General features: G+C 59.7%; 18 protein-coding genes. 10 read left to right on the plus strand and 8 right to left on the minus strand.

What is annotated here, in order from left to right:
* Positions 1–80: 80 nt before the first annotated feature.
* Positions 81–1,736, minus strand: a complete 1,656-nt coding sequence (ettA, locus tag ABM428_RS03690; RefSeq protein ID WP_005851397.1) for an energy-dependent translational throttle protein EttA — start codon at positions 1,734–1,736, stop codon at positions 81–83.
* Between the two features lie 368 nt (positions 1,737–2,104).
* Here ettA and ABM428_RS03695 point away from each other — a divergent pair, with 368 nt between their 5' ends.
* The 3 genes from ABM428_RS03695 (at position 2,105) to ABM428_RS03705 (ending at position 4,817) form a co-directional block, all read left to right on the plus strand.
* A complete protein-coding gene (locus ABM428_RS03695) occupies positions 2,105–2,545 on the plus strand; it encodes a universal stress protein (protein ID WP_005851399.1) in 441 nt (146 codons plus the stop codon).
* An 11-nt stretch (positions 2,546–2,556) separates the two neighbouring features.
* Entirely contained in the window at positions 2,557–4,110 is a 1,554-nt protein-coding gene (locus tag ABM428_RS03700) for a sodium:alanine symporter family protein (protein WP_168592809.1), read from the plus strand.
* Positions 4,111–4,187: 77 nt separating this feature from the next.
* A complete protein-coding gene (locus tag ABM428_RS03705; protein ID WP_081858767.1) occupies positions 4,188–4,817 on the plus strand; it encodes a nicotinate-nucleotide adenylyltransferase in 630 nt (209 codons plus the stop codon).
* Here ABM428_RS03705 and ABM428_RS03710 read toward each other — a convergent pair.
* On the minus strand, positions 4,782–5,606 hold the full coding sequence (locus ABM428_RS03710) for a DMT family transporter (RefSeq protein WP_353628183.1): 825 nt from the start codon (positions 5,604–5,606) through the stop codon (positions 4,782–4,784). The genes ABM428_RS03705 and ABM428_RS03710 overlap by 36 nt on opposite strands.
* An 88-nt stretch (positions 5,607–5,694) precedes the next feature.
* On the opposite strand from ABM428_RS03710, the gene ABM428_RS03715 reads away from it, so the two are divergent.
* The gene (locus ABM428_RS03715; RefSeq protein ID WP_353628184.1) at positions 5,695–7,206 is read left to right on the plus strand and encodes a D-alanyl-D-alanine carboxypeptidase; all 1,512 of its coding nucleotides are present in this window, start codon (positions 5,695–5,697) and stop codon (positions 7,204–7,206) included.
* A gap of 15 nt (positions 7,207–7,221) precedes the next feature.
* Here ABM428_RS03715 and ABM428_RS03720 read toward each other — a convergent pair whose 3' ends face one another.
* On the minus strand, positions 7,222–7,644 hold the full coding sequence (locus tag ABM428_RS03720; protein ID WP_037944901.1) for a tellurite resistance TerB family protein: 423 nt from the start codon (positions 7,642–7,644) through the stop codon (positions 7,222–7,224).
* 119 nt (positions 7,645–7,763) lie between these two features.
* Between ABM428_RS03720 and ABM428_RS03725 the strand changes: the two genes are divergently transcribed.
* The 3 genes from ABM428_RS03725 (at position 7,764) to ABM428_RS03735 (ending at position 12,269) form a co-directional block, all read left to right on the plus strand.
* Positions 7,764–9,344 (plus strand): lysine--tRNA ligase, encoded by a 1,581-nt coding sequence (locus ABM428_RS03725; RefSeq protein WP_009826010.1) that lies wholly within the window; start codon positions 7,764–7,766, stop codon positions 9,342–9,344.
* Positions 9,345–9,406: 62 nt separating this feature from the next.
* Positions 9,407–9,820, plus strand: coding sequence for a DUF4864 domain-containing protein (locus tag ABM428_RS03730; RefSeq protein ID WP_132997565.1), 414 nt, complete (start codon positions 9,407–9,409; stop codon positions 9,818–9,820).
* Positions 9,821–9,980: 160 nt separating this feature from the next.
* Positions 9,981–12,269, plus strand: coding sequence for a glycosyl hydrolase family 28-related protein (locus tag ABM428_RS03735; protein WP_132997566.1), 2,289 nt, complete (start codon positions 9,981–9,983; stop codon positions 12,267–12,269).
* On the opposite strand, the gene ABM428_RS03740 is transcribed toward ABM428_RS03735, so the two are convergent.
* The gene (locus ABM428_RS03740) at positions 12,266–12,940 is read right to left on the minus strand and encodes a hypothetical protein (RefSeq protein WP_132997567.1); all 675 of its coding nucleotides are present in this window, start codon (positions 12,938–12,940) and stop codon (positions 12,266–12,268) included. The two genes, ABM428_RS03735 and ABM428_RS03740, sit on opposite strands and share 4 nt — an antisense overlap.
* Positions 12,941–13,068: 128 nt before the next feature.
* Entirely contained in the window at positions 13,069–13,254 is a 186-nt protein-coding gene (locus ABM428_RS03745) for a PLDc N-terminal domain-containing protein (RefSeq protein WP_005851419.1), read from the minus strand.
* 155 nt (positions 13,255–13,409) lie between these two features.
* Here ABM428_RS03745 and ABM428_RS03750 point away from each other — a divergent pair, with 155 nt between their 5' ends.
* The gene (locus ABM428_RS03750; RefSeq protein WP_005851422.1) at positions 13,410–13,688 is read left to right on the plus strand and encodes a hypothetical protein; all 279 of its coding nucleotides are present in this window, start codon (positions 13,410–13,412) and stop codon (positions 13,686–13,688) included.
* Positions 13,689–13,761: 73 nt separating this feature from the next.
* Here ABM428_RS03750 and ABM428_RS03755 read toward each other — a convergent pair whose 3' ends face one another.
* Positions 13,762–14,016 (minus strand): hypothetical protein, encoded by a 255-nt coding sequence (locus tag ABM428_RS03755; protein ID WP_005851424.1) that lies wholly within the window; start codon positions 14,014–14,016, stop codon positions 13,762–13,764.
* A gap of 167 nt (positions 14,017–14,183) precedes the next feature.
* Between ABM428_RS03755 and ABM428_RS03760 the strand changes: the two genes are divergently transcribed.
* Positions 14,184–14,369: a DUF3008 family protein gene (locus ABM428_RS03760; RefSeq protein ID WP_132997568.1), complete on the plus strand. Its 186-nt coding sequence runs from the start codon at positions 14,184–14,186 to the stop codon at positions 14,367–14,369.
* 9 nt (positions 14,370–14,378) lie between these two features.
* Here ABM428_RS03760 and uvrB read toward each other — a convergent pair whose 3' ends face one another.
* On the minus strand, positions 14,379–16,595 hold the full coding sequence (uvrB, locus tag ABM428_RS03765; protein WP_348002208.1) for an excinuclease ABC subunit UvrB: 2,217 nt from the start codon (positions 16,593–16,595) through the stop codon (positions 14,379–14,381).
* 100 nt (positions 16,596–16,695) lie between these two features.
* Positions 16,696–16,980 carry an antifreeze protein gene (locus ABM428_RS03770; RefSeq protein ID WP_353628185.1) on the minus strand — a complete coding sequence of 95 codons (285 nt, stop codon included), beginning with the start codon at positions 16,978–16,980 and terminating at the stop codon, positions 16,696–16,698.
* A 140-nt stretch (positions 16,981–17,120) separates the two neighbouring features.
* Between ABM428_RS03770 and ABM428_RS03775 the strand changes: the two genes are divergently transcribed.
* Positions 17,121–17,432 carry an ETC complex I subunit gene (locus ABM428_RS03775; RefSeq protein WP_184583212.1) on the plus strand — a complete coding sequence of 104 codons (312 nt, stop codon included), beginning with the start codon at positions 17,121–17,123 and terminating at the stop codon, positions 17,430–17,432.
* Positions 17,433–17,449 lie beyond the last annotated feature (17 nt).

Below are 17,449 nucleotides of genomic sequence, written 5' to 3' on the forward strand. Positions count from 1 at the left end.
TTCGGCGGCGCGTTGACCACCACATGAAAAGGCCCCCGCAGTTTCCTGCGGGGGCCTTTTTCTTAAAGCTTTCGCCTAGATCAGCGCGAGAATTTCTTGTGCTTCATGCGCTTGGGTTCCATGGCGTCTTCGCCCAGACGACGCTTCTTGTCCTCTTCGTAGTCAGAGAAGCCGCCTTCGAACCATTCAACATGCGCGTCGCCTTCAAAGGCGAGGATGTGCGTACAAATCCGGTCAAGGAAGAAACGGTCGTGCGAGATGACCACGGCACAGCCCGCGAAATCGACCAGCGCGTCTTCGAGCGCGCGCAGGGTTTCAACGTCCAGATCGTTGGTAGGTTCATCGAGCAGCAGCACGTTGCCGCCTTCTTTCAGCAGACGCGCCATGTGCACCCGGTTGCGTTCACCGCCCGATAGCAGGCCGACTTTCTTCTGCTGGTCACCGCCCTTGAAGTTGAAAGCGCCGCAATAGGCGCGGGAGTTCACTTCGGCATCGCCAAGCTTGATGATCTCGGCCCCGCCCGAAATGGCCTGCCAGACGTTGTCATCAGGGTTCAGGTCATCGCGCGACTGGTCAACATAGGACAGATCAACGGTATTCCCCAACTCGATCGTGCCGGTATCGGGTTGTTCGTGGCCGGTGATCATCTTGAACAGGGTCGATTTACCCGCGCCGTTGGGGCCGATCACGCCGACGATCCCGCCCGGCGGCAGAGAGAAGTCCAGCTTTTCGATCAACAGCTTGTCGCCCATGGCTTTGGACAGACCCTCGACCTCAAGCACCTTGTTGCCCAGACGGGGACCGTTGGGGATAACGATCTGGGCACGGGTCAGGCGTTCGCGCTCTGAGCTGTCGGCCATTTCGTTATACGACTTGATCCGCGCTTTGGATTTCGCCTGACGGGCCTTGGCCCCCTGACGCATCCATTCCAATTCGCGCGACAGTGTCTTTTGCTTGGACTTGTCCTCGCGGGCTTCCTGTTCAAGCCGTTTGGCTTTCTGGTCGATCCAGCTGGAATAGTTCCCCTCGTAGGGGATGCCATTGCCGCGGTCGAGCTCGAGGATCCAGCTGGTGATGTTATCTAGGAAGTACCGGTCGTGGGTGACGATCAGGATCGTGCCCTTATAGTCGATCAGGTGCTGTTGCAGCCACGCGATGGTTTCCGCGTCCAGGTGGTTGGTCGGTTCGTCAAGCAGCAGCATTTCGGGCGCTTCAAGCAGCAGCTTGCACAGCGCCACGCGGCGAGCTTCACCACCGGACAGTTTGGTCACATCGGCATCGTCGGGCGGGCAGCGCAGGGCTTCCATCGAGACGTCGATCTGGCTGTCGAGATCCCAGAGGTTCTCCGCGTCGATCTGATCCTGCAAGGCGGCCATTTCGTCGGCTGTCTCGTCGGAATAGTTCATCGCCAGTTCGTTGTAGCGGTCCAGAATGTCCTTCTTGGCTTTCACACCCAGCATGACATTTTCGCGCACGGTCAGGGCGGGGTCCAAATAGGGTTCCTGTTCCAGGTAGCCGACCTTGGCCCCTTCAGCGACCCATGCTTCGCCCGAGTAATCCTTGTCCTTGCCGGCCATGATCTTCATCAGCGTGGATTTACCCGCGCCGTTGACACCGACCACACCGATTTTCACACCGGGCAGGAAGTTCAGGTTAATGTTGTCGAAACACTTTTTGCCGCCCGGGTAGGTCTTTGAGACACCGGACATGTGATAGACATATTGATAGGCGGCCATTGAGAATCCTCGGATAAGCTGAATACGGTTTGGAACGTGCAATATCGCCACAGGCGGGCAAGAGCAAACATTCAATATATAAGGCCTGTGCCGCGGTTTTGAACCCCGTCCGTTACCGGGCGATTCACAGGGCGCAGGGGCGTTACGCACAAAGCGCTGATCGCGCGGGCGGCAAAGGCTGTTTTTCCGATAACTATCCCTTTTTACCGTTATCGAGCGGTGAACTGGGGACGAATGACCGAATTTTACGCGAAATTCAGTCGAAAAAAATTTTGGAGCTCGTTTATATTCGCCTAATCCGGGTGCGTTCAGCGCCCCGGTACAACGCGGCCGCAAAAAGACCGCGTCATAAACAAAGGGACAAATACATGACAGCATCCACTATTGTTGTTGGACTGGACGGGGGGGAAGCCGGGGCGCGCGCTTTGGATTTCGCAACGAAACAGGCCAAATTGATTGGCGATTGCGAGCTCAAGCTCGTTTACGTGATTGAATGGTCTCCATTCAGCTTCCAGACCTCGGAAGAGAATGACCAGCGCCACAAGCGGCGCGAAGAGGAACTGGCACTGGCCCGCGAACGTATCGTCGATCCGGCGGTCAAGAAGGTCAGCGAAGACGGCGTCACCGTTCAGGGCATCGTGAAGCATGGCGATGTGGCCGATATTCTGGACGATCTGGCCAAGAAGCACGGCGCACAGCAGATCGTGGTGGGCCGTGTCGGTCTGCGCGGCCTGAAAGAGCGTATGTTCGGCGGCGTAACCGGCCGCTTGGCTGTGGCGTCTCGCGTGCCTCTGACGATCATTCCTTGAAAGGTCATATCATGAAAAAATTTCTGACAACGGGTGCGGGGGCTGCTGCTGTCTCTGCCTTGCCCATGGTTGCCGCGGCACAAGAAACCGTCGGCATGGATCAACGCATCAATGATATCTTCGCGGGTTCGACGGGCTGGTTCGTCAATCTGATCTTCATGTCGCTGCCCGGCACCAACTTCCCTTGGATCGTGCTGTGGCTGGTGGTCGCGGCGACGGTATTTACGCTGTATTTCGGCTTCATTCAGGTCAAGGCGTTCTGGCATGCGATCTCGCTGGTCAAAGGCGATTATTCCGATCCCGATGACGCGGGCGAGGTGAGCCATTTTCAGGCGCTTGCAACGGCGCTGTCGGGGACTGTCGGTCTGGGCAACATCGCGGGCGTCGCGGTGGCCGTGGGCATCGGCGGTCCGGGGGCGACCTTCTGGATGATCCTGGCCGGTTTGCTGGGCATGGCCTCCAAGTTCACCGAATGTACGCTGGGTGTGAAATACCGCAATGAATACGCCGATGGCACCGTTTCCGGTGGTCCGATGTACTATATGACAAAGGGCTTCAAGGAACGCGGCCTGCCTTTGGGCGGGGTGCTGGCGGTGATCTTTTCGATCTTTACCATCGGCGGTGCCTTGGGCGGCGGGAATATGTTCCAGGCCAATCAGGCCCATGCACAGCTGTCCGGTATCATCGGCGACTACCCTGGCTGGATCACGGGCATCGTCTTTGCCGCAGTGGTCTTTGCGGTCATCGTCGGCGGGATCAAATCCATCGCCAATGTCACCGAGAAAATCGTGCCGCTGATGGGCGTGATCTATGTTGGTGCCGCGCTGATCATCCTGATCGTTGAATACGACAAGATCGGCTGGGCCTTTGGCCAGATCTTTGAAGGCGCGTTCAGCGGCTTGGGCGTTGCAGGCGGTCTGGTTGGCGCGCTGATCCAGGGCTTTAAACGGGCGGCGTTCTCGAACGAGGCGGGTGTCGGCTCGGCGGCGATCGCACACTCTGCCGTGCGCACCAAAGAGCCGGTGACCGAAGGCGTCGTTTCCCTGTTGGAGCCCTTCATCGATACCGTTGTCATCTGTACGATGACCGCGCTGGTGATCACCATCTCTGGCGTGCTGGTGATGGACCCCGAAACGGGCCGCTTCATCCTGAATGACGCAGGCACCGCGATCCAGACCATCGACGGGTCAAGCGGCGTTCAACTGACATCGGCTGCCTTTGCGACCGGGTTCAGCTGGTTCCCCTATGTGCTGGCGCTGGCGGTGATCCTGTTCGCCTTCTCCACCATGATCAGCTGGTCCTACTACGGGCTGAAGGCGTGGACCTATCTGTTCGGTGAAGGCAAAACCAAAGAGATCGTGTTCAAGGTGATCTTCTGCCTTTTCATCATCGTGGGGGCGGCGGCCAATCTGGGCGCGGTTATCGACTTCTCTGATGCGATGATCTTTGCGATGGCGGTTGTGAACATCACGGCGCTGTACTTCCTGATGCCGATCGTGAAGCGCGAGATGAAGAGCTATTTCGCGCGGTTGAAATCCGGCGAGATCAAGAAGTTCGTCGATTAACGCACGGATAACGCGATTGACAAAGGGGCGTTGCTGCCCTTCTTTCGGCCCCTGATGTATATCGGGGGCCGTTTTCGTTGGGTTATCCATTTCCATATGCGCCCCCGGGGCAGGTGATCGGGCTGCTTGGCGGGTCGTTCGATCCGGCGCACGAGGGTCACGCCCATATCACCCGCGAGGCGATCAAGCGTTTCGGGCTGGATCGGGTGTGGTGGATGGTCAGCCCGGGCAATCCGCTCAAGGCGCATGGGCCAGCCCCGATGGCGTCCCGTCTGGCCCGCGCGCGCGAGGTGATGCAGCACCCGCGGGTCGAGGTCACCGATATCGAGGCCCATCTTGGCACCCGCTACACCGCGCAAACCCTTGCCGCGCTGCGGGCCCGCTATCCCGGTGTGCGCTTCGTCTGGCTGATGGGGGCGGATAATCTGGCGCAGTTCCACCTGTGGCAGGATTGGCGGCAGATCATGGAGACAGTGCCCCTAGGGGTGCTTGCACGGCCCGGCCAGCGCATATCTGCACGGATGAGCCACGCCGCGACGCTTTATGCTCCCTACCGGATTTCGGGGCGGCAAAGCCAGCTCTTGGGGCAGACACCGGCCCCCGCGTGGTGTTTCGTGAACGTTCCGATGGTCGATGTCAGCTCAAGCGCGATCCGGGCCGCGGGCAAATGGTCAGCGCAATCTGGCAGAGGCGATACCCGCCCCTAGGATCATCGCCATGCCGACCCATGTCAGCGCGTCGGGCCATGCGCCAAACACCAGCCACCCCAGCCCCACGGCGGACAGCAGTTGCAGATACACCAGCGGTGCGACCTTGGTCGCAGGGGCCATGCGATAGGCGTATAACATCAGCAGGTTGCCCAGCATCGAACACAGCGCGCTTGCGAGGCTTAGCCCCAGGACAGGGCCGGTCAGTGGCGGGAAATAGGCCACCCCCAGCGGCAAAAGCAGCAGCCCGCTGATCACCAGCTGGCTGAAGGTCAGCGCAAGGGGCGGGGCCAGATGCGACAGCCAGCGCGACATCGTGAGGAACACGCCATAAAGCGTCCCTGCGGTCAGCGCCCAAAGCAGCCCTGCACTGGGTTCAAGCCCCGGTCGGACCACGACCAGCACCCCCAGAAACCCCGCCACGATCAACGCGCTGCGTTGAAGCGATATCGCCTCGCGCAGAAAGAGCGCGGCCAGCACATAGCTGAGCAGCGGACCGATAAAGAAGGCGGCAAAGACATTGGCCACGTCCTCGGTCACCAGTGCTGTCTGGATGCAGGTGATGCTGCCGCACAGGATGGCGGCACGGACCCAGATGCGCCAGTTGCCGAACAGGGCGCGCGTTTGCGGCGGGGCGAAGGGCACCAGCAGCAGCGCCCCTATGGCAAACCGCGACCACGCCACAAAAACGGGGGCCACGCCAAGCTGTGAGGTCAGGATCTTGCCCGCGCTGTCGCCTGCGGGAATCAGTGACATGGCGACAAACATGATCAAAATAACGCGTTGCATGTCTTGTCAGTTAGCATGGGCCCCCACCCATGAAAATGTGATTTGCAAGCGCTTGTGTCGCTCTGTCCTGTCAGGTTTAAGTCGCCCCATGAAAACTGTTTTATCCCGTCGTTTGTTTCTGAGTACCGCTGCGGCGGCTGTTGTGGCTCCGGCGGCCTTTGCGGCCCCGCCGACTGAATCGCTGCGCCCCGTCTTGCGCGGGGACGATTTGTTCCGGCAGGCGATCCCCTCGGCGCAAGAGCTGATCGACAAGGCGCGGTTGAACGGGGCTGTGACCTTTAGTCTGGCGGATGCGGAAACCGGTGCGGTGCTGGAACAGAACGGCCCGCTTGACGGGATGCCCCCGGCGAGCGTGACCAAGGCGATTACCGCGCTTTACGCGCTGGATACCTTGGGCGCGGCGCATCAGTTTCAGACGCGCATCTTGGCGACTGGCGGCATTGTGGACGGCGAAGTGCAGGGCGATCTGATCCTTGTGGGCGGGGGCGATCCGACGCTGGATACGGACGGGCTGGCCAAAATGGCAGATGACCTCAAGGCGGCGGGCATTATCGGCGTCAAAGGCGGGTTGAAGATTTACGAACGCAGCCTGCCGGTCTTCCCGTTGATTGATGCGGATCAGCCGGATCATGTGGGCTATAACCCCGCTGTGTCGGGGCTGGCGCTGAACTTTAACCGCGTCCACTTTGAATGGAAGCGCGAGAACGGCAGCTATTCGGTGCTGATGGACGGGCGGTCGGGGTCTTATCGCCCTGACGTGGCGATGGCCGCGATGGAGATCAGCGACCGCAGTGCGCCGGTCTTTGCCTATCGTGACGCAGGCACCCGCGATGACTGGAGCGTCGCGAAAAGTGCCTTGGGCAATGGTGGGTCGCGCTGGCTGCCGGTGCGCAAGCCGGGGCTGTATGCGGGCGATATCTTTAAGACATTGGCGGGGGCACAGGGCATCCGTCTGCGCGACATGGCGTTGATCACCAGCTTGCCCGAGGGCGAGGTGCTGGTGACCCGTTCCAGCGCGCCGCTGCGCGATATCCTGCGCGATATGTTGAAGTATTCCAATAACTTGATCGCAGAGATGGCGGGGCTGTCCGCCACGGTTTACCGCACGGGCACGCCCGCGTCACTGCGCGCGTCCGCGGCAGAGATGAACGTTTGGGCTAAGGCCAATCTGGGCATGGATGCACCCGCGCTGGTGGACCATTCGGGGTTGGGCGAAGACAGCCGCGTGACCGCGCAGGATATGGTGACGGCGCTGGTGCGGGTCTATGGATCGGGCACGTTGAAACCGTTGCTCAAGTCGATTTCCCTGCGCGATTCCAAGGGGCGGCCCGTGCAGGATCACCCGATCAAGGTGGAGGCGAAGACCGGCACGTTGAACTTTGTCTCGGCCTTGGCGGGGTATCTGACGGCACCGGACGGGCGGGTGATGGCCTTTGCCGTGTTCACCGCCGATATGCCACGTCGCGCCACCCTGACCCGCGCGCAACGCGAACGCCCCGAGGGGGGGCGGGCGTGGAACGGGCGCTCCAAACGGTTGCAGCAAGGGCTGATCGAACGCTGGGGGGCGTTCCATGTGGCTGCGGATTCGGCCTCGCTTTGATCGCGGTGTCGTGGCCTATTTGACGTGACGGGCGCGGGCACCGCGTTCGATGGCGGCGGCGTGCAGGCGGTCGAGGTCAAGCTCGTAGCGGATTTCTTCCAGCAGACGCAATTCGGCTTCGTCCAACGTGCCGTCGGCCGCGGCCACGTCGCAGGCCAGCGCATAGGCCGTTTCGTTCAGCCGGTCGGGCAGCGCGCCCTTGATCAGGCCGAACAGGGCATCCAGCCCGTCTTCCTGTTCGAACAGGTCGAACACCATCGAGCTGACAGAGCTGATGCGGTCCACATCATAGCCCGAAAAGACGGGGAGCATGTTTACAGCCGTCTGGATCTTGAGCAATTCGGTGGTGCGGATGTCCTCGTCTGATGCGGAAACCGCGATCATCACGGCGACAAGGCAATCCTGCGCGCTGAGGGTGAGGGAGGTGTCGTCATTCATGCGCATTTCCGTTCGGTCATTCCGTTGATCTGCAGATTATTGACGGGCCTACGGGGACGCAATAGGTACGGGCTGCCTGCGCGCATTGGGTGCGGGGTGAAAATGATGGAATTGATGACATGTCGCAGATGCGTGAAGCAGCCCTAACCAGTAAAGCGTGGCCGTTCGAGGAAGCACGTCGGGTGTTGAAACGCTATGCAAACAAGGCCCCCGAGAAGGGGTACGTCTTGTTCGAGACCGGCTATGGCCCGTCGGGTCTGCCGCATATCGGGACCTTCGGCGAAGTTGCGCGCACGACGATGATCCGCCGCGCATTTGAGCAGATCAGCGACATTCCGACGCGGCTGGTGTGCTTTTCGGACGATCTGGACGGCATGCGCAAGGTGCCGGGTAACGTGCCCGACCCCGCCGCATTGGAAGAACATCTGCAGCGCCCGCTGACATCGGTGCCCGATCCTTTCGGCAAATACGACAGCTTTGGCGCGCATAACAACGCGATGCTGCGGCGTTTTCTGGATACCTTCGGGTTCGAGTACGAGTTCATCTCTGCCACGGAATTCTACGGCTCCGGCAAGTTCGACGAGGTGCTTTTGCGCGCTGCTGAAAAGTATGACGAGATTATGGAAGTGATGCTCAAGTCGCTGCGCGAGGAGCGTCGGCAGACCTATTCGATCTTCCTGCCGATCCACCCTGAAACAGGGCGGGTAATGTATGTGCCGATGAAAGCGGTCAACGCCAAGGAAGGCACGATCACCTTCGACGATGAAGATGGCACCGAAATGACCCTGCCGCTGACCGGCGGCAATGTGAAGTTGCAGTGGAAGCCCGACTTTGGTGCCCGTTGGGCCGCCCTTGATGTCGACTTTGAGATGTACGGCAAGGATCACAGCACCAACACGCCGATCTATGACAAGATCTGCCGTATTCTGGGCAACCGCCCGCCCGAGCATTTTACCTACGAGCTGTTCTTGGATCAGGACGGGCACAAGATCTCCAAATCGTCGGGCAATGGTCTGACCATCGACGAATGGCTGACCTATGCCAGCGCGGAATCGCTGTCGTATTTCATGTACCTCAAGCCCAAGACGGCCAAGCGCATGTATTTCGACGTGATCCCCAAGGCGGTCGACGAATACCACCAGCAGCTGCGCGCCTATGAAACGCAGGACGACAAGGGCAAGCTGAACAACCCCGTTTGGCATATCCACGGGGGCGATGTGCCTAAGTCGGATATGGTTGTGCCCTTCTCGATGTTGCTGAACCTCGCGTCGGTCTCCTCGGCCGAGGACAAGTCGCAACTGTGGGGCTTTATCCAGCGGTATGCGCCGGATGCGACGCCCGAAGGCAACCCCGGTATGGATGCGGCGGCCGAGCATGCGGTGCGCTATTACAATGATTTCGTGAAGCCCGCCAAAGTGTTCCGCGCCCCTTCCGAGCTGGAGCGGGAAGCCCTGGAAGACCTGCGGGACCAGCTGAAGACATGGGACGGCGGGCTGGATGCCGAGGCGTTGCAAACGATGGTTTTCGCCGTCGGGAAAGAGCGTTTCGACCCGCTGCGCGACTGGTTCACCGCGCTGTACGAAGTGTTGCTGGGCGCCAGCCAAGGTCCGCGGTTCGGTGGGTTCATCGCGCTGTATGGCGTGGATGAAACGGTCGCCCTGATCGACGACGCGTTGGCGGGCAAGCTGACCACGGCGTGAAACTATTGCCCTATGGTGTGCGTGGCTTAGGTTAAGTTCAACACATCATAGGGAGCATTCTCATGCGTGGCGCGGTTCTTTCGGCCTTTTTCGGGATGGTTTTGGCCTTTGCGACGGCGCTTGGTGCCATGGCGCAGCAGGCGGATATCGAAAGCACGATCACAGGCCAGTTCGACGCTTTCAAGGCAGATGATTTCGAGGGTGCCTTCGCATATGCGAGCCCCAATCTGCAGATGATGTTTCAATCTACCGAGAATTTTAAACGTATGGTGACCACGGGCTATCCGATGGTCTGGAAACATGCCGAGGTGCGGTTTCTGGACCTGCGCGAGATCGCCGGTGCGCAGTGGCAGAAGGTGCAGGTCACGGACCTGAAAGGATTTACCTATTTGCTGGATTATCAGATGGTTGAGACGCCCGAGGGCTGGCGTATTGCCGCCGTTCAACTGCTGGATGCGCCAAGCGTTTCTGCCTGACAGGCGCGACATCTTTGGCACGCTCATGTGACCGCCTGCGGCGTACGCTGCGGTTAGGCGTGGTTAACCCTTTGTGCATAAATCTTTCCCCCTGCCGGCCAAGCGCCGGAGTTTTGCAATTCATGGGGGGCGACATCGCAACCCGACGAAGGGGATGACGATGAACAAGGCAATCACAGACGGTCTGCTACTGACACCTGCGACATTTGCGCAAGGCTTGGATGTGTATTCAAGCGGGGATGGCACGGCGGGGTCTGATACCTATGCCAATGCTATCAATGCGGCGTTTATCCCTGCGGATCAGGACTTTGGCGGGGCGCTTGAACTGATAAAAACGCAATCCACGCAAAAGCTGCGATACATGGGACAGACGCCACTTTTGCCGGGGTGTTACCTGCGGATTACGGCGCGGGTGAAGGCGATCAGTGGGAATCTACCGTCGGTGCGGATCGCGGGGTATCCGGCGCTTGGCAACGGCAGCCGCGCGGGCGGGCTGGTCGAGGCCGGTCCGGCGGTGACGCTGACCAGCTATGGCGAGGTGGTCGAGGTCAGCGCGATTGTCGGGTCGGGGCTGCGCGGCGGGGTCGATATGGTCTGGGGCAATGCGCCGGTCTATGGGCATTTCGGGCTGGACCTGACGGGGCAGAATGGCGGGGTCGTTCGCATTGACGATTTGCAGATCGAGGATGTGACGAGCGTCTTTCTGCGCGACATGCTGGCACAGGTGGACGTGCGGGATTATGGCGCGGTGGGGGATGGCAGCACCGATGATACGGCGGCCTTTGTAGCGGCGAATGCGGATGCGCAGGGGCGCAGCGTGTTGATCCCGCGCGGGACGTATCTGCTGAACGGGGACGTGACCTTTGACACGCCGACGCGGTTTGAAGGGACAGTGACCATGCCCGCCAGCGCGATCCTGCTTTTGCGCCGCAACTTTGATTTGCCGAACTATATCGAGGCTTTCGGGAATGAAGAGATCGCCTTTCGCAAGGCGTTTCAGGCCTTGCTGAACAATGCAGATCATGAATCGCTGGATCTGGGCGGGCGCAAGGTCAACGTGACCGGCCCGATCGATATGCAGGCCGCGACGCCCGAACGCAGCAGCTATGCCACGCGGCGGGTGATCCGCAACGGCCAGTTTGAAGCGGCCACGAATGGCGATTGGGATACGGTCACGGTGACCTCGCAGGCCAGCTATTCGCCCTCGGATGCGCGCAAGCTGACAAATGTGGTGAATGTGGCGAATGTGCCTGTGGGGGCGCTGATCACGGGCAATGGGGTCGGGCGCGAGATCTATGTGCGCGCCAAGAACGTCGCCACGCAAGAGATTACCCTGAACGCGCCCTTGTATGATGCGGCGGGGACGCAAAATTTTACCTTTACGCGGTTCCAGTATCTGCTGGATTTCAGCAACTACAGCCAGCTGAGCAAATTCGTTCTGGATGACATCGAATTCCAGTGCAACAACGTGGCCAGCGCCATCAACCTTGCGCCATCAGGGACAATTTTCCATGTGCGGGACTGCTTTATCTCGCGCCCGAAGGATCGCGGTATCACGTCGATCGGGGGGGGCTGTCAGGGGATGTTCGTGGACCGTTGCCAGTTCCTGTCCGCCGAGGATGCGCTGGACGTGCCGGACCGAACCACGATCGCGATCAACTGCAACGCCAATGACGTCAAGATCCGCGACAACCGTGCCACGCGCTTTCGCCATTTTGCACTGCTGGCGGGGCAGAATAATATTATCACGGGGAACCACTTCTTTCAGGGGGATACGGTCAAGAACGGCGTCCGCTCTGCCGGGTTGATCCTTGCGGCGCAGCACACGGCGAGCGTGGTCAGCGGGAATTATATCGACAATTGCTTTGTCGAATGGACCAACGAACAAGACCCCGCGCCGGACTACAGCAGCGAGTATTCTTTCAGCTCCCTGTCGATCAGCGGTAATATCTTTCTGTCGGGCGAGGTGGCCCCGTGGTTCAGCTATATCGTGATCAAGCCCCATGGGGCGGGTCATGTGATCAATGGGCTGACAATCAACGACAACCGCTTCCGCAGCATCAACGGGTTCATTGATCGGGTCGAACGGATCGATACCAGCTTTGCCGATATGGATTTCTCGCGCATGCGCAATATCGAGATGACGGGCAATTCGTTCCACGGCATCCACAATCCGGTTTCAAACCCTGTGCAGGTTGAACATACCGAAGCCAGTCTGGCCAAGACCTGGGTGGTGGATATTGCCGACCGCTTTCCGTTCGGCGGGTGGGCGATTGCGGTGGATAGCATCACGATGGACGGGCCGGTGCGCAACGGATCGAATGTGGCGCAATACAGCGTGCCCTATGTGCTGACGGATCAGGGGGCGGATCGTGATCTGCTGCATCTGGTCTGGAGCACCAGCGTCAAAGGATCGATCTTCATGCAGGCGCGCATGGATAAACGCTAGAACTCGCGCCAGAGCGAGAGTTTTAGCGCGGGGTTGGAGGTGTCGTTGATCAACGTCTCTGCCCCGATCTGGAAGCGGATATCGGGGCGGCTTTTCAGCGGGCGCATGACGATAGAGGGCGCGATAGAGGTGGCGCTGGCGGCAGAGGTCGAAGCATAGTAGATTTGCAGCATTCCCGAAAACCGGTCACCGAAGTTGATGCCTATGGTGCCGTCGACTTTGGCGAGATGCTCTTGCAGGTAGATGTCCCACGAGAGGGAGCTGTCGATGGTCACCCAGCCGTGTTTCTGCCCCAGCGTATAGCCGCGACCCCAAGACAGCCCCGCTTTGACATTGGGATAGACCGCATCCCCCACCCATGCCGCGCCGAACCCCAGCTCTGCGGACCAGACGTTAGGGCGGTCGCGACGGCCTAATGGGCGGCGCAGGAAAACCGACGCAAATCCCGATTGCAGGCCGATGGAACTGGCGAGAAAGCCGACCTCTGCCCCCAGGGTCAGGTCGTCGCGCACGCCATATTCCATGAAGGTGCTTTCCGCTATGTCGTAGTTGCGTGTGACGTTTACCGTGGTGGAGGTGAAGCCCGTGCCCTTTTCGCGCAGCCACGCGCCGCCCTGTGCAGGGGTGGGAAGCTGCAGTAAGCCAAGCAGAAGGATCGGCCAGTAGCGCATGGGATACCCTTTCGGCGGGTAGCTTGGCGCGTCATGCTTAACAAATTACTTACAGACCTTTGGGGCGGCATGCGAAAAGGCCCGCAGCAATGCTACGGGCCTTTCTCGTCAAACGGTGTGTGCGTCGCTTAGACGTTGACGCTGCCGCCGCGTGGGCCAGCGATCAGCCATACGATAAAGCCGACGACCGGGAAGATCAGGACGCCGAGAATCCAGAGGATTTTCGCAAGCCCCGAAGCGCCGGAGGTGAAGATTTGATAGATCGCGTAGATGTCTGCGATCAGGATAATGAGTCCGAGAAGGCCGAATTCCATTGTAAAGCTCCTGGGTTGTAATCTGCATTACTGTCTGGGTTCACAACTTCCCGCGTGGCCCAGATGTTCCCGAAAATGTTACTGGAACCATTTCCCGCTTCGCCGAGTTGCCCTTGCATCGCCTAGAACGGCAAGTGAATTTGGAAGGAAATACTATGAAGACCTCTACAGCAGTAATCGCAGGCCTTGCCGCAATTCTGGTCATCGCATTCGCGATCTTTTTCATCGATATCGATCAGACTGAAGAAGGCGCGCTGCCGGATGTTGATGTGTCCGTCGAAGGCGGCAACCTGCCCGAGTTTGACGCACAGACCGGTTCGGTTTCCGTGACTGAAGAAGAGGTCGACGTTGAAGTTCCTGACGTTGAAGTGACCACCGAAGAGAAAACGATCACCGTCCCCGGCGTTGAGGTTACTCCGCCCGCAGGTGACTGATATCGTTTGATAGTTTGAACGCATAAAGCGCCCTCTGATTTGGTCAGGGGGCGCTTTTGTTATGGGATAGGGCTTAGTTGCGGGTCAGCTTGGTCGCGGGTTTCGCACCGTTGTCGCCGTCGGAGGCGAAGGTCAGCGTGACTTTATCGCCGGCCATCAGGTCGGACGGGACAAGAGTTTTGGCATCCAGCGTCCAGGATGATTTGTCTTGCAGGACGATGATATTGGCAAGGCGGTCATAGGCAAGGATCGTGCCGGTTGTCTCATCGGCAAAGGCGGGGGCAGAGAGGGCGGTCAGGCCCAGTGTAGCAAGGGCGATCAGGCGCATTTGGGATCCTCCGGATAAAGCGCAGACTCCGAATGTGGGGTGGGTGCGGGCGCAAAGCAATCACCTTGCAACGGGCGCATGAAAATAATTATGCGCCAAGCCGTAGCAGGGGAACTGCGGGCGGGTGGACGGGTTGTGCCGCTACATCCAACTGACAGGAGACAGCGATGAAAGCCCAATCAAAAGCCCAACAACGCGCCGCCGGTGCAGCCCTGTCTGCCAAGAGGGGCGAGACCAAGGTCAAGGATCTGCAAGGCGCGTCGAAAGATATGTACGACAGCATGTCAGAGGACGAGCTGGAGGAGATGGCCTCGACCGACCATGAGGGGTTGCCGGACGAGGTGGATGACTAGACGCGCCGCCTAGCGTTTCTTGCCGCCGTAGCGGGATTTGCCACCGCGCATCCCGCCGCGACCGCCGGTTGATCGGCCCGACGCCTTTTGCGCGTCATCGACGGCTTTTTCGACAGCGTACTGACGCGCCATCGGATCGTCGGCGATGGCCAGATCGACAGATTCGAGCCGTTTGACCTCGTCGCGCAGGCGTGCGGCTTCTTCGAATTCGAGGTTCTCGGCCGCTTTGCGCATATCGGTGCGCAGCCCGTCGAGCACGGTTTGCAGGTTGCCGCCCGCGAGCGGGTTGTCGATCTTGGCCGTGACGCGGCTCATGTCCACATCGCCTTTGTAGAGACCGGCGAGGATATCATCGACGTTCTTCTTGACCGTTGTCGGCGTGATCCCGTGTTCTTCGTTATAGGCCAACTGCTTGGCGCGACGGCGGTCGGTTTCGCCAATCGCACGCTCCATCGAGCCGGTGATGCGGTCGGCGTACATGATCACGCGGCCTTCGGCGTTCCGCGCGGCCCGCCCGATGGTCTGGATCAGCGAGGTCTCCGAACGCAGGAACCCTTCCTTATCCGCATCGAGAATCGCCACCAGCCCACATTCGGGAATGTCCAAGCCTTCGCGCAGAAGGTTGATCCCGATCAGCACGTCAAAAGCGCCAAGCCGCAGGTCGCGCAGGATCTCGATGCGTTCGATCGTGTCGATATCGCTGTGCATATAGCGCACGCGGATGCCCTGTTCGTGCATGTATTCGGTCAGGTCTTCGGCCATGCGTTTGGTCAGCACGGTACATAGCGTGCGATAGCCGTCGGCGGCGACTTTGCGCACCTCGTCCAGCAGATCGTCGACCTGCATTTCGACAGGACGGATTTCGATTTTGGGGTCGATCAAGCCGGTGGGGCGAATGATCTGTTCAGTAAACACACCGCCGGATTGTTCGATTTCCCACGCGGCGGGGGTGGCCGAGACAAAGACCGACTGCGGGCGCATGGCATCCCATTCCTCGAACTTAAGCGGGCGGTTGTCCATACAGGAGGGCAGGCGGAACCCGTGTTCGGCCAGCGTGAATTTGCGCCGGTAGTCGCCTTTGTACATCCCGCCGATCTGCGGCACGGAGACGTGGCTTTCGTCTGCAAAAACAATCGCGTTGTCGGGGATGAATTCGAACAACGTGGGGGGCGGCTCTCCGGGGGCGCGGCCCGTCAGATAGCGCGAATAATTCTCGATCCCGTTGCAGACGCCGGTGGCTTCAAGCATCTCGATGTCGAAGTTGCAGCGCTGTTCAAGCCGTTGCGCTTCCAGCAGTTTTCCTTCGGCGACAAGCTGGTCCAGCCGCATCCGCAGCTCTTTCTTGATGCCGATCACCGCTTGGTTCATCGTTGGTTTCGGCGTCACATAGTGGCTGTTCGCATAGACGCGGATCTGGTCGAAGGTGCCGGTCTTCTCGCCGGTGAGCGGGTCGAATTCGGTGATGCTTTCCAGCTCTTCGCCAAAGAAGGACAGTCGCCATGCGCGGTCCTCAAGGTGGGCCGGAAAGATTTCAAGGCTGTCGCCGCGCACGCGGAAAGTGCCGCGCTGGAAGGCGGCGTCATTGCGTTTATACGCCTGCGCGATCAGGTCTGCGATCACTTGGCGTTGGTCATAGTTGTTGCCGGTCTTGAGGTCCTGCGTCATCGCGCCATAGGTCTCGACCGAGCCGATCCCGTAGATGCACGACACCGACGCGATGATGATCACGTCATCGCGTTCCAGCAGCGCCCGCGTGGCAGAGTGGCGCATCCGGTCGATTTGTTCGTTGATCTGGCTTTCCTTCTCGATGAAGGTATCGGACCGCGCGACATAGGCTTCGGGCTGGTAGTAGTCGTAGTATGAGACGAAATATTCCACGGCGTTGTCGGGGAAGAACCCTTTGAATTCGCCGTATAGCTGCGCCGCCAGCGTCTTGTTGGGCGCGAGGATGATCGCGGGGCGCTGCGTTTCCTCGATCACCTTGGCCATCGTGAACGTCTTGCCCGTCCCCGTGGCCCCCAAAAGCACCTGATCGCGTTCGCCCGACAGCACCCCTTCGGACAGTTCCTTGATCGCCGTGGGCTGGTCGCCTGCGGGTTCGAATTCGGTCGCCAGTTTGAACTTCTTGCCGCCCTCGAGCTTGGGGCGTTCGCGCACGTTGGGCGCGGGATTGGCAAGATAGGCGTCTTTGCGCTCGGGCAGGCTGTCAGAGTGGGCGTAGGCCATAACATCGTCCTTTGGGAGTGTTCCCTAAGGTGTCACGTTTTCGCGCGGGTTCAAGGGGCACAGCCTTGCGCGACGCGCATATGTCGCTTTCGTCGCAGGCTTATTTGGTCAGTCGCTTGCGGTTGGCGCGGACCTTTTTGCTGACCGGCACCATCGCGGCCGAGAAAATCTGGTCGGGCGTGCCCCCGGCAAAGGCGGCTTTGGTGGCCGCCTGATAGGCTTTGGCCATAGCGGGGCCTTTTTCATTGACCATGCGGGCGTTCTCTCCGCGGGTCTGGGGAAGGGCACCGGCCATCCCCAAAAGCCTAAGCGTCATAACGGCTTGGGTGTCGATCATCAGCTTGGCGAAGTTGGCATTGAGCGCCATCAGGGTCAGGGGGTTCATGAGAGGTGCTCCGATTGCATAAGGTCAGTCTATGCTGCGCCGCAGCATATGTAACGCGAATTCGGCACAAATCACTGTGATGCCTTGATCCTTGGCCGTATTTGGCTGATAAACCGCCTGATCACAGCGGAGATTCAGCTATGCGCGCGCGTATTTATCAGCCTTCCCGAACTGCCATGTCCTCTGGCACGGCCAAAACCCGTGTCTGGTTGCTGGAATTCGACCCAGAGCACGCGCGCGAGATTGACCCGTTGATGGGCTGGACCTCGTCGAAGGACACGCAAACGCAGGTGCGTTTGCAGTTCGCCACCAAGGAAGAAGCGGTGGAATACGCCCGCGATCACAATATCGACGCGCTGGTGCAAGACCCCAACAAGCGCCGCGCAAATATCCGCGCCGGCGGCTATGGCGAGAATTTCGCCACAGGACGCCGCGGGGCCTGGACGCATTAACTCTTTCTACGTTTTCT

Source organism: Sulfitobacter sp. TCYB15, from assembly GCF_040435955.1.
In the GTDB taxonomy this organism is placed as follows: domain Bacteria; phylum Pseudomonadota; class Alphaproteobacteria; order Rhodobacterales; family Rhodobacteraceae; genus Sulfitobacter; species Sulfitobacter pontiacus.

Excerpts from the sequence above, each read along its gene's own strand:
- ettA (WP_005851397.1), bottom strand. The coding sequence starts at position 1,736 with ATGGCCGCCTATCAATATGTCTATCACATGTCCGGTGTCTCAAAGACC.
- ABM428_RS03695 (WP_005851399.1), top strand. The coding sequence starts at position 2,105 with ATGACAGCATCCACTATTGTTGTTGGACTGGACGGGGGGGAAGCCGGG.
- ABM428_RS03700 (WP_168592809.1), top strand. The coding sequence starts at position 2,557 with ATGAAAAAATTTCTGACAACGGGTGCGGGGGCTGCTGCTGTCTCTGCC.
- ABM428_RS03710 (WP_353628183.1), bottom strand. The coding sequence starts at position 5,606 with ATGCAACGCGTTATTTTGATCATGTTTGTCGCCATGTCACTGATTCCC.
- ABM428_RS03715 (WP_353628184.1), top strand. The coding sequence starts at position 5,695 with ATGAAAACTGTTTTATCCCGTCGTTTGTTTCTGAGTACCGCTGCGGCG.
- ABM428_RS03720 (WP_037944901.1), bottom strand. The coding sequence starts at position 7,644 with ATGAATGACGACACCTCCCTCACCCTCAGCGCGCAGGATTGCCTTGTC.
- ABM428_RS03725 (WP_009826010.1), top strand. The coding sequence starts at position 7,764 with ATGTCGCAGATGCGTGAAGCAGCCCTAACCAGTAAAGCGTGGCCGTTC.
- ABM428_RS03730 (WP_132997565.1), top strand. The coding sequence starts at position 9,407 with ATGCGTGGCGCGGTTCTTTCGGCCTTTTTCGGGATGGTTTTGGCCTTT.
- ABM428_RS03735 (WP_132997566.1), top strand. The coding sequence starts at position 9,981 with ATGAACAAGGCAATCACAGACGGTCTGCTACTGACACCTGCGACATTT.
- ABM428_RS03740 (WP_132997567.1), bottom strand. The coding sequence starts at position 12,940 with ATGCGCTACTGGCCGATCCTTCTGCTTGGCTTACTGCAGCTTCCCACC.
- ABM428_RS03745 (WP_005851419.1), bottom strand. The coding sequence starts at position 13,254 with ATGGAATTCGGCCTTCTCGGACTCATTATCCTGATCGCAGACATCTAC.
- ABM428_RS03750 (WP_005851422.1), top strand. The coding sequence starts at position 13,410 with ATGAAGACCTCTACAGCAGTAATCGCAGGCCTTGCCGCAATTCTGGTC.
- ABM428_RS03755 (WP_005851424.1), bottom strand. The coding sequence starts at position 14,016 with ATGCGCCTGATCGCCCTTGCTACACTGGGCCTGACCGCCCTCTCTGCC.
- ABM428_RS03760 (WP_132997568.1), top strand. The coding sequence starts at position 14,184 with ATGAAAGCCCAATCAAAAGCCCAACAACGCGCCGCCGGTGCAGCCCTG.
- uvrB (WP_348002208.1), bottom strand. The coding sequence starts at position 16,595 with ATGGCCTACGCCCACTCTGACAGCCTGCCCGAGCGCAAAGACGCCTAT.
- ABM428_RS03770 (WP_353628185.1), bottom strand. The coding sequence starts at position 16,980 with ATGAACCCCCTGACCCTGATGGCGCTCAATGCCAACTTCGCCAAGCTG.
- ABM428_RS03775 (WP_184583212.1), top strand. The coding sequence starts at position 17,121 with ATGCGCGCGCGTATTTATCAGCCTTCCCGAACTGCCATGTCCTCTGGC.